This window comes from Pseudomonadota bacterium (assembly GCA_023229365.1).
Classification (GTDB): Bacteria; Myxococcota_A; Polyangia; order JAAYKL01; family JAAYKL01; genus JALNZK01.
The window spans coordinates 1-10,116 of sequence record JALNZK010000161.1; the positions used below are offsets into that span (position 1 = coordinate 1).

The 10,116-nt window shown below is 63.5% G+C and carries 14 protein-coding genes and 1 pseudogene; all 15 read right to left on the bottom strand.

Annotated features, from left to right (window positions below):
- The coding region (locus M0R80_29000; GenBank protein ID MCK9463677.1) for a F0F1 ATP synthase subunit beta at window positions 1-239 on the bottom strand (239 nt) is incomplete at its 3' end.
- Window positions 232-1,590: a DUF2254 domain-containing protein gene (locus tag M0R80_29005; GenBank protein ID MCK9463678.1), complete on the bottom strand. Its 1,359-nt coding sequence runs from the start codon at window positions 1,588-1,590 to the stop codon at window positions 232-234. The genes M0R80_29000 and M0R80_29005, both read right to left, overlap by 8 nt.
- On the bottom strand, window positions 1,587-2,729 hold the full coding sequence (locus M0R80_29010; protein ID MCK9463679.1) for a glycosidase: 1,143 nt from the start codon (window positions 2,727-2,729) through the stop codon (window positions 1,587-1,589). Before M0R80_29010 ends, M0R80_29005 begins: the two co-directional genes overlap by 4 nt.
- Window positions 2,726-3,529 carry an HAD-IIB family hydrolase gene (locus tag M0R80_29015; GenBank protein MCK9463680.1) on the bottom strand — a complete coding sequence of 268 codons (804 nt, stop codon included), beginning with the start codon at window positions 3,527-3,529 and terminating at the stop codon, window positions 2,726-2,728. The genes M0R80_29010 and M0R80_29015 overlap by 4 nt, the downstream gene beginning before the upstream one ends.
- A 338-nt stretch (window positions 3,530-3,867) precedes the next feature.
- A complete protein-coding gene (locus M0R80_29020) occupies window positions 3,868-5,043 on the bottom strand; it encodes an acyltransferase (protein MCK9463681.1) in 1,176 nt (391 codons plus the stop codon).
- 19 nt (window positions 5,044-5,062) lie between these two features.
- On the bottom strand, window positions 5,063-5,545 hold the full coding sequence (locus tag M0R80_29025; protein MCK9463682.1) for a hypothetical protein: 483 nt from the start codon (window positions 5,543-5,545) through the stop codon (window positions 5,063-5,065).
- An 18-nt stretch (window positions 5,546-5,563) separates the two neighbouring features.
- Window positions 5,564-5,683 (bottom strand): lmo0937 family membrane protein, encoded by a 120-nt coding sequence (locus tag M0R80_29030; GenBank protein MCK9463683.1) that lies wholly within the window; start codon window positions 5,681-5,683, stop codon window positions 5,564-5,566.
- A gap of 54 nt (window positions 5,684-5,737) precedes the next feature.
- Window positions 5,738-5,899, bottom strand: a complete 162-nt coding sequence (locus tag M0R80_29035; GenBank protein ID MCK9463684.1) for a DUF3309 family protein — start codon at window positions 5,897-5,899, stop codon at window positions 5,738-5,740.
- Between the two features lie 29 nt (window positions 5,900-5,928).
- The gene (locus M0R80_29040; protein MCK9463685.1) at window positions 5,929-6,294 is read right to left on the bottom strand and encodes a hypothetical protein; all 366 of its coding nucleotides are present in this window, start codon (window positions 6,292-6,294) and stop codon (window positions 5,929-5,931) included.
- 12 nt (window positions 6,295-6,306) lie between these two features.
- Window positions 6,307-7,212: an OmpA family protein gene (locus M0R80_29045; GenBank protein ID MCK9463686.1), complete on the bottom strand. Its 906-nt coding sequence runs from the start codon at window positions 7,210-7,212 to the stop codon at window positions 6,307-6,309.
- Window positions 7,213-7,251: 39 nt separating this feature from the next.
- A complete protein-coding gene (locus M0R80_29050; protein ID MCK9463687.1) occupies window positions 7,252-7,605 on the bottom strand; it encodes a DUF4398 domain-containing protein in 354 nt (117 codons plus the stop codon).
- Between the two features lie 68 nt (window positions 7,606-7,673).
- Window positions 7,674-7,808: pseudogene (locus M0R80_29055) on the bottom strand (lmo0937 family membrane protein).
- A 19-nt stretch (window positions 7,809-7,827) separates the two neighbouring features.
- Window positions 7,828-8,106 (bottom strand): hypothetical protein, encoded by a 279-nt coding sequence (locus M0R80_29060; GenBank protein MCK9463688.1) that lies wholly within the window; start codon window positions 8,104-8,106, stop codon window positions 7,828-7,830.
- 40 nt (window positions 8,107-8,146) lie between these two features.
- Window positions 8,147-9,010: an ice-binding family protein gene (locus tag M0R80_29065; GenBank protein MCK9463689.1), complete on the bottom strand. Its 864-nt coding sequence runs from the start codon at window positions 9,008-9,010 to the stop codon at window positions 8,147-8,149.
- 266 nt (window positions 9,011-9,276) lie between these two features.
- Window positions 9,277-10,116 (bottom strand): ice-binding family protein (locus M0R80_29070; GenBank protein MCK9463690.1); only part of this gene is annotated, 840 nt, incomplete at its 5' end.

The following is a 10,116-nucleotide window of genomic DNA, read 5'->3' on the forward strand; positions in this document are numbered from 1 at the left end:
AGTGGCCCGCCCGTGTCTTGTACCGCGATGCCGCGGGAGAGACCTTGGGTGGGAGTCAGCGCGATGCCGCGCACGTGATGCGCGTCGAGTTGAGCCAGAACCTCGATGGCGATCTCCCCATCCTTCGCGTGCAGCAGCGAGTAGATCGGTGGCAGATGTGCATCGAACCGCACATCCACGACGCTGCCGCGCACCGAGACGACCACGCCGACGTGCACGGGGCTAGTCTTGTCACTCATGTGACACTACCTTTCCTCCATGCCGCGAGGACGCAGCCTCATCTTCGAGTGCTTCTAGCACCCGCGTCAGCCGCTCATCGATCCGCGAACGATCACAAGAGAACTCGACGGTGCGCTCAGCCACCTCGGCGAGCCATTGCACTTGTTCGCGAAGCGCCCGGCGCCGACTCGGGCTAGCCGTCAGACTGGCGATGGTTTGCAGCGCGCCAAGCATCCGCAGCATGATGCCAACATTGCCGGCGGCGCTGCCTCGAATTTGGTCGAACGATTCGGCCACCAGGCTTGCGAAGGTCGGTGCGATGGTGATCACCCTCAGGTCGCCGTCTTCGTAGCGATGCGCCGCAGGTATGCTCCGGGATGCCAGCCGCGAGAGAATCGCCGTCAGATAGTCCACGCACATCACGGCCGTCGTGGTGTCGTTGGCGCTAGGTGAAAGGGCGCGCAACGCCATGTCCACGATCTGTCTGATACCGAAGGCGGCATCCTGTTCCAGCGTACGGTGGCGGTCGATCTTGTAGGCCGACTGCAGGGCGCCGATGATCTCCTCTTCCAGCGGTTTTTCCAGAGCGAGCGAGACGAGCGAGGTGTTGTCGACCACAAAGTCGCCGATGCCCCGTTCCATACGCACGATGGTCTTGTGCTCTCGCGCCAAACGCAGAAGGGCCGCTCCATCCACGCTCTGGATGTATCCATTCCCCCTGGCGGGGACTGACTGCCAGCCCCGCTCTGGCAGATCAGGAATTGCTGGTTGCTCGTCGTTGTCACTCGGCTCATGTCCAAGTCGTTCTGGGAAGAGCCGGTCAATGGCCAGCATGGTTTCGGCGGCAACCGTCGCAATGATGCTCGAGGCCTGGATCGAAGACGCGATGTGATGAATGAAGAACATCAGAGCACTCACACCGCCGAGCGCCAGCACGAAGCCGAAAAACACTGCCAGGGTTGGAACAAAGGCGCTGTCATCGCCGCCGCGAATGGTTCGCAATACGATCAGGCAATACGTGAAGGTTCCGGCGAAGGTCCCGAGTACTAGCTGCGTGATGCGGCTGCGAATGAAGTTCCGCAGGACTCGCGACGTGTATTGGCTCGACGCCAACGCCAGCACCACCAGGATCATAGAGAACGTGACGCCCACCACGGTCATCATCGAACCGGCGATCGTGGACATCATCCCGCGCGCACCTTCCGCTCCAGCCCCGAAGAGGCGGGGCCATTGGGCGAACCATTCGTCGTTCCCAGCGGAGTCCATTTCGATCAACGCGGTCGCGAGGACGATGCTGCCGCCGACCATCAACGAGGGCACAAACCAGAAGCTCGATCGCAGATAATCCCATAGCCGCCCGTACCTGTTCATGGGTTGTACCCCATTTCCAGTTGCGAATCTCCGGCAAGTGGCCCATCGCTGTCGGCGGGTGCGCCCGTCTGAAAATGTTCCGGGACGTCAAGGCGTGCAACGCCGATCCGGCTGTCGGCCATGCCGTAATAGACGTCGATGCAGTCCGGCAAGCCTAGATCGTCGCGCCGGTCAATACCGGTGGGGAACACGACATTGGGAACAGTGCCGTGGCGTTCCTCCTTCAGCAGCGGTGTCAACACCGGCTCGACCGAACGATAGCGGATCGTGCGCGGATGCTCTTTCGAGAGCACCATCACCCCAGCCGAGTAGCACAGTGGATGCTTGTCCTGGCCCGGCTCCGAAAGTTTGTGAACCCCGTGATAAACAATCAGCCAGCCGTGCCGGGTGAGCACGGGCGGAGTTCCGCTGCCGATTTTCAGCATCTCCCAGTGTGACACGGGCGTCGCGAGCCGGTGATGCGAGTTGAACAGGCCGAGACGGTCCGGCTCGAGGCCCTCCCGGGTCATCGGGCAGTAGGAAATCCAGATACTTTCATGATCCAGATCCACCACACGGGACTCGGCCTGCCGGACGGTTTCCTCCGGACGTGTGCCGGGAAAAAGCGGCCGGTGGAGAATGGCCAGTTGCATTTTTCCGGCATGATTGGGAATGGCCACGGGGAAGAGGCTCGCATCCTTGTTGTCAACATGAACAAAATCGATGCCCTCATACGGTTCGAAGGTTGCCAGTCCCAGACGCTTCCAGTGGAACAAATCCTTAGATACGGCCAGTGCGATCCGCGGGCCGATCGGCGAAAGCGCCGTATACGTCATGACGTAGCTTTGGAACCTTTCCACGAACGTAATGCGGGCATCCTCGCAGCCGCCGCGGCCGTCAGGCCACAGCTCGTATTCCGCTTCCGGCTCCAGCGCGATGCCGAGCCGCTCGACGCCACAGGGATCGCCCGCATCGTTGAATTTCACGCGGGCGATGCCAATGCGGGAATAGTTGTCTTTCGCCACGAGCCGTGGAAAGAGATAAAGTTGACCATCCGGCCCCCGCACCGCCGCCGGATTCAGAACGCCATCGACTTCCATGGGATTGCCTGGCTCAGGCTCCATGATCTGCCCGACACGATGTAAATCAAAGCCGCTCATCGCGCGACCTCCTCGCGGCGGGCGGCGGATTCAATTCCTGCGCCACTGGCCAGGAACGTCTCGATGACGCGTTTGGTTTCCTCCGCATTGTTGACTTGGATGGACACCACGCCCGCCTCTTTGACCGGATAATCGTTCCCGCCTGGGAACAACGCATCGCCGGCGAAAAGCATTTCATCCAGCTCAATGCCGAGGGTGTCCCGGAGTTTTCGGATCCCGTAGGCTTTGTCAATGCCGGGTTTGGTGACATCAACGGAGGTCGTGCCGCCCAAACGCACGGAAAACTCGGGGATCAGTTTGTCGAGGAGCGCCTTGATCTTCTTCCGCTTGGTGAATTCGGGGTCCCATTTTTTCTTTTCTTCGAGGGGAGCCTGCTGCCCCAACGCCGAGAAGGTGATCTGGCTTCCCCGGTCTTCGATGGTTTCTCCCCAGACCGTTACTGCTTTGAAGCCCGCTGCTTCGAGTGCTTGCTCTAGCGAAGTGATGATTTTCTTTTTTTCGTCCGCGGTGAGGTCTTCGGCATAAAGCCGCTGCCAAGAGGAATCAAATTGATAGAACTTCGTCCCGCAGGTCGGCAACAGCGAGAGATTCTTGAGCTTGGCGTCCGGGGAAAGACTGGCGAGCAACTGCGATTCAAATTGCGGCCAGTCGCCGCCGGAAATCACCGCGACTTTGACCTGCCCAAGGAGTGTCTTCAGCAGCGCGGCCATCTCGGCATCGAGCGCGGCTTTGCTTTCGGCCAGCGTGCCATCCAGGTCGAAGACGAAGAGTTTCTTCCCCGGGCTGCGCACCGCACTCATCGCTAAAGCGATGGCTGGCTGGTCGGTGCGCTCATGACTGTTCTTTCGCCTCCCGCTCGCGGATGCGCCTGTGTCGCCCAAACACGGCCACCCGCTCCTCGACCTTGCGGGTGCACTCACGCTCGTTGCCGTCTCAGGTGCGGGGCCATCTGGCGGAACGGACCCCTGTGCATCCAGTGGAACGGCTTCCCTTCCTCGTTGCTCATGGCGTTCTCCTTTGCGGCGGTCGTGCGTGCTCCCCAATCGGATCGGGCGCCCGCGAATGGTAAAAATGTGACTTTCGGTTTCGATGAACGCCATCCGAGCTCCAGGCGGGAACTCGACTGGCCCCCCCGGGGTCACCGGCCGAAAGTCGAAACGTCATCAAGCAGCTTTCGTGCCACCTGCGAGACGCGAGCAACTCCACGGGCTTGCGGCGACGCCTTCGCGGGAGCGCGACCGCGATCCATCAAAACGACGCGCGAGCGGAGGAACGGCCGTTCGATCGCCACCCAGGAGATCCGGGCCAGTAGATAGGTGAACCCCAGCAGGATCACCACGTACAGCGCCTGCTGCGCGGGCAGGGAGAGCTCCGACAAAAGGCCGTTCAGGACGTACTTTTGTGCGGTCGGGTACAGCAGGTGATGAAACACGTACATCGCGTAGCTGTACTTCCCCAGGTGCACGAGGATCCGGTTGGAGAACAGCGCCCGTGCGAACGGATGGGTCAGCGCGAAGTACATGAGGAACGCGAAGAACAGCGCGAACACCGTCGGCTTGAGCTGCCCTCCGCCGGCGATGGCGAGGTAGATCGTCAGCGCCGAGAGCGCCCCGAACCCGACGGCGATCCGCTTCTCCAGGCCCGCGCTGGGGCGAACAGGCGCAAGCGCCAACAGCGCGAGCAGCCCGCCGATGGCGAACTGATCCATCCTGCAGATCGTGAGCAGGTAGGCGCCGTAGGACCACTTGCCCAGATAGTGGTCCGCCACGAATCGCGACGCCAACGCGAGGGCGATGATCCCGACGAGGGCGATGGGCAGGCGTTTCCCGCGCACCCAAAGAATCAGCACCGGCCACACGAGGTAGAACTGCATCTCGACGGCCAGCGTCCAGAAGTGATCGACGACGAAGTAGCGGCTGTGAAGAAGCCAGTCCATCTTCAGGGCGATGGCCACGTTGGTGGTGAAGGTGAGCGGCCACGCCAGGTTGTCGTACCCGTCCAGCGGCGGTCGGCCCGGTTCGACGAAGATCAGGAACAGGACGGCGAGGATCATCACCGCGTAGTACAGGGGCATGATCCGGGCCGCCCTCCTGAGGTAGAAGCTCCGGAAGTAGCCGGGCTGCTCCCGGGTCTTCAGAAGCCCCAAGGTGATCAGGAAACCCGACAGGACGAAGAACAGATCGACGCCCAGATACCCGCTCTGCAGCAGCTTGCCGATCCACGACGGGTTGTCGAGCGTCGCGAGCGCGAGGTGATCGGACAGGACGAGCAGGATGGCGAGCCCCCGCACGCCGTCGAGCGCTTTGAGATGCACGGCCAACCCGGTTCGAACCTCAGGGCTCGATCTTGTCGCTCAGCCACTGGCGCGTCGCCTCGAAGGACGCGACCAGATCGGCGTGGGACTTCCTGAAGCCCGCTTTGATGTCGTTCCAGCCTTCCTCCCCGGCGGTCTCCGCCAGGTTGAGCTGCATCTTCGTCTCGGCCCACTTCGTGCGCAGAGCGTCGAGCTTGATGATGGCGTCGGCCTTGACCGCGCCGTCGGCCCTGTCGACCTTGAGGGCGATCTTGTCCATCTCCGCCTGGATCGCGGTCAGCTCGTTCCTCATGTTGGCGACGAAATCGACCTTCTTCGCGAAGACGTACTCGTCGATCGCCTGCGCCGCCTCCTTCGACTCGGCCTTGGCTTCGGCGAGTTGCGCCGCCGCGATCGCATCGGTCGGCGACGGCGGGATCGCCGCGTTCGCCACCTTCGAGTCGCAGCCCGCCGCGAGCGCGACCGCCAGGAGGAACGTGATGACCAGTATCGCTTGTCTCATGACTCTACCCTTCTTCCCTCAAAGTGGTCGACGGCCCCGGATGATCCGAACGAGGACCACGACCACGGCAATGACGAGGAGGATGTGGATGAATCCCCCCATCGTGTACGAGGACACGAAACCGACAACCCACAGCACGACCAGGACGACGGCGATTGCCCACAGCATGCGCGACTCCCTCCCGGCCGTGGCCTACCCGTGAAAGTTCAGGTGGCCGGTGAAGAACAGCACCACGGCCACCACCAGGATGACGCCGGCCGGCGACCAGCCCCAGTAGGCGCCGCGTGATTGTCCCCACCCGCCGCCGGCGAGCGCTAGGACGAAAAGGACGACTAGGATGATGATGAGCCACATGGTTGCCTCCTTGTTGCTGTCGGCTGCGTTCAGTCTTGGTCGACGAAGCTGAAGCACTCCGGGGCGACGTCGAAAACCATGCAGGCCCAGAAGTCGATGCAGGACTTGTCGACGCACTCCTCGATCTTGTCGTTCGCCTCGCCTTGGTTCTCGTTGCCGCAGTTGTCCTCGATCGACTCGCGGCATGCGGTCACGCAGTCGTCGGCCTCACCGCTGGTGGGGTCCTCGTCGTTGCAGTCGAACTCCTTGGCGCAGTAGTGGCGACAGGCGACGCGCGAATCGAAGTTGTCCGAGGCCTCACAGCCGGAGCTCGTCAGGCCGACGGAGAGCAGCAGCGCGCCCATGACGAGCACGAGCGCGCCGACGCTGCACAGGTGTTTTTCGAGGTGTCTCATCGGTTGGTCCTGTCACTGGTTGGAGGAGATTTTCCCGGATGCGGCCGGATCGCGTTCGATGATGATCTCGACGCGGCGGTTGTTGGCGCGGCCCTCGGCGTTCTTGTTGTCCGCGATCGGGCGCCCCTCGCCCATCCCGTTGGCCTGGATGAGGTCGGCGCCGTAGTCCTTCTGCACGAGGTAGGTGCGGACCGCGTCCGCCCGGCGCTGCGACAGGTCCATGTTGTGGCTGTCCGTGCCCTGCGAGTCGGTGTGCCCCTCGACGGTGATGTGGCGCTCACGGGTCGTGAGCAGAACGGCGGCCACCTGGTCGAGACGCGCCCGCGCCTCGGGCAGCAGCGTCGACTGGTTGGAGGCGAAGAGCACGCTCCCGGAGAGCGTGATGACCATCCCGCGCGGCTCTTCCTTGACCGCGGCCAGCTTGGCCAGCGCCGCCATCGCATCCGCCGCCCGCTTGTCGGCCGCGGCCCGGGCCGTCTTCTCGGCGGCGAGCTGCACCGCGGTCACGGCGCCGGTGTGCTCCGAATCCGCGAGATCCGAGCTCGCCTGGTTCAGATCGTCCTTCGTATCCGCGATGATCTTGCCCTGCATCGCCTGGTAGTCGTCCTTCGACTGGGTCTGGCTGTCCTTCTCGATGGAGATGACGGCCGTCGCGTCGGCGAACTGCACCTTGCGCAGGGCGATGTAGGAGAGGTCCCGCGTCTGGTACGACTCGGGATCGTCCTTGAAGGACTTCTCAGCCTGGGTGAGCGCGAGGTTCGCGACGTGGAGCTCCGCCGGCGCGACCTTGGCCGTGACCCCTGCGGCCGAGTCTCGGTAGGCCTTGCGGGCGGCGGTGAGCTCCTTCGGGACGGTGGTCGCGCAGCTGGCGAGAAGGCCGGCGCACGCGAAGGCGACGAGAATGCTATTCCATTTCATGACTGGTTCCTTTCGTTCGTAGGGGTTCGTTCCCACGGGTCACTTGTTCTCTATGCGGAGCTGGCGCACGCGCTCCACGGCCGCCCGGGCTTCCGTCTTCTCTGCGTCCACGCGGGAGAGCGCGACGGCGAGCTCGGCGTCGGCCTCGGACCGCATCAGCATCGAGTCGGCCTGCGCCTTCTGGTCGTTCGCGGCCAGGGACTTGGCGCGCGCCAGCTCCTCCTTGGCGAGCTGCAGGTGCAGCGACGCCTGCGGCACGCTGGCCGCCCCGACCTCCTCGGCGGCGCGGATCCCGGAGGTGGACGCCTCCGTCTTCAGCGGGGCGCTCGCGCAGCCGGCCGCGAAGGCGGCGGCGGCGAGCGATGTGATTGCGATCTTGAATACGTTTCTCATTCGTAACTCCTTTTGCGTTGTTCCGACTCTCTTCGACCGTTCTCGCGTCTGTTGCCCTTGCGGTTGCTCCCCCTGATGATCCGGACGAGGAGCAGCACGACCGCCGCCACGACCAGCACGTGGATGAACCCGCCCATCGTGGTCGACGTGATCAATCCGATGGCCCAGAGCAGGAGGAGGATGATGGCGATGGCCCAAAGCATGGTTTCATCCCTCCTAGGGCTAGGCCGTCATCTTCTTGAAGGCGAGCTCGAGCTCGTCGCCCGCGCTGTCGAGGCCGGCGGTGAAGCTCTTCCACTCCGCGCCGCCCGCGGCCTTGAGCTCTTCGAGCTTCGCCTGCGCCGCCGTGTGCTTCAGTTTCAGATCGGCGATGTGCTCGAGGTAGTCGGCCTTGATCTCGTTGCCGGTCTCTCCGGCCTTGGCGACGAACTGGTCGAGCTGCGCGCCCCATTTCTTGAGCTGCTTCTCCATCTTCCCGACATGCGCTTGCTTCGTTTTCATGGTTTTCCCCTTCTGTTCCCTTCGTTGCTGTTTTGCCCGGTCATGGGGCGGGCTCGACCACTGTGCTGCCGTCGATGTCGACCGCCGTCTGCGCCATCAGCCTGCCGTTGATCGACGCGCCAGTCCGAAGCGTGATCGACGTCTGGGACAGGACGACTCCCTCGAGATGCGCCGTCGTGTCGAGATCCACGAAACCGGCGACCTGCCAGAAGACGTTCTTCGGCAGCGCCCCACCGGCCAGGAGGAGCTGCGCGCCGCTGCTGACGGTGAGATCCTGGGCGATCTGGAAGATCCAGACGTCCGTCGCGCTGCCGCTGAGGGTGACGTCCGTCGGGATCAGGAGACCGGTGCCCCACTTGTAGACGCCCGCGTCGAGGGTCATCCCGCCGATGTTCCCGGCGCCGAGCTCGGTGACGTCCGGCGCTCGCCCCGCGGCGTCCGTGAACGCGAGCTCCATGTCGCCGACGGCCGTGGTCAGGTCGGACGGGGTGGGCGGCGAGTAGTCGGCAGCGTACACCCTCCCGGTCACCTGCGGTGAGGTGGAGAACTCGTTCGAGGAGTCCATGGTCAACAAGAATCCCGTGACGAAGGTCGCGGCGGCGGGGCTGATCCCGACATCGCCCGTGACGGCCGAGGTCGGCACCGTGGAGATCCCGCTCTTGGCGAGGATCACGAAGCCGCCGGCCGTTCCGGGAGCCGGCGCCCCGGTCGGGTTGTCGGTGTCCGTGTCAGTGTCCGTGTCGACGTCCGTGTCGGCGTCCGTGTCGGTGTCCGAATCCGTGTCCGAATCCGAATCCGTGTCCGAATCCGTCGTGCCCCCGTCGTCGTCTCCGCAGGCGGCGGCGAACGAGAGCAGAAGGAATGCGACTCCCGGTGCAAGAAGACACATTTTTGATCTTGTCATTTTCATCTCTCCTTCGTTTCCTGTGACCGCGTGGCGAAGACCGAGAAAGCGGGATCAGTCGGTGGCGCGGCGCGTTGGTGTCTCGGCACGCGGCTAGAGCAGCTTCCGGGCCAAGGACGTGAATCGAACAAGTTCGGGAAGTTGCACCGCGGGTGTTTCCGGAGGTTCGGTCGTTCCAATCAAAACGAGTCGACGTTTCCTTCATTTTGAAGGGGTGCGGGGGCGGCGCGAGCCGAATCCGGCAGCGAGGAGCTTCGGGCTTTTCGCTACGGGGAAGGCACGGTGATGGTGGCCTGATCCAAGGTGATCGCTTCGGCCTCGGCCCCCTGATTCAGCGCCCTGCCTTCCAGGTTGGCACCGGTGAGCAGCGAGATGGAAGTTCCCGCGATCAGGGTTCCCTTCATGATCGAGCTCGTTCCGAGCGTCACTGTGCTCCCCGCGGTCCAGAAGACGTTCGTGGCCTTTGCGGAGCCGGCCAAGACGACCTGGCTCGTGCTCTCCGTGGTGATCGAGGTTTCGCTCCGGATGATGAAGACGGCGTTCTCGTCGCCCAGCGCATCCAGGTAGAGGATGCCGCCCGGGGAAATCTCGAGCGAGGATCCCGATTCGTAGAGGCCCGGGTACAGCGTCAGCCCGTTGAGATTGCCGGATACCGACGCGGGAGTTCCCCGAGCCGCGGACCTTGCGTTGATGAACGCGATCTCGGCATCGGTTTTGGCTGCCAAGAGAAGGGTCGGGTTGATCAGCGCACAGGCAGGACCCGCCGCATCAACGGCGTACACGCTCCCCGTCACTTCCGGACACGTTAGCGGAACGTCGAACCCGGTGATGTTGGCTCCGGTGTCCGGGGTCAGACCGACATCTCCGATGATCGCGGACGTGGCGATGTTGGTGATCTCCGCGGAAGCCAGGATCGCGAAATTGGAGCTCGAACCCAGGGGCACCGGCTCTTGCACGATGAGCTCGCCCGCGTCCGGTCCCGCATCTTCTCCGGCGTCCGATCCGCCGTCCATTTCGGTATCGGTATCGGTATCGGTATCGGTGTCGGTGTCGGTATCGGTGTCGGTGTCGGTGTCGGTGTCCGTGTCCGTGTCCGAGTCGGTGTC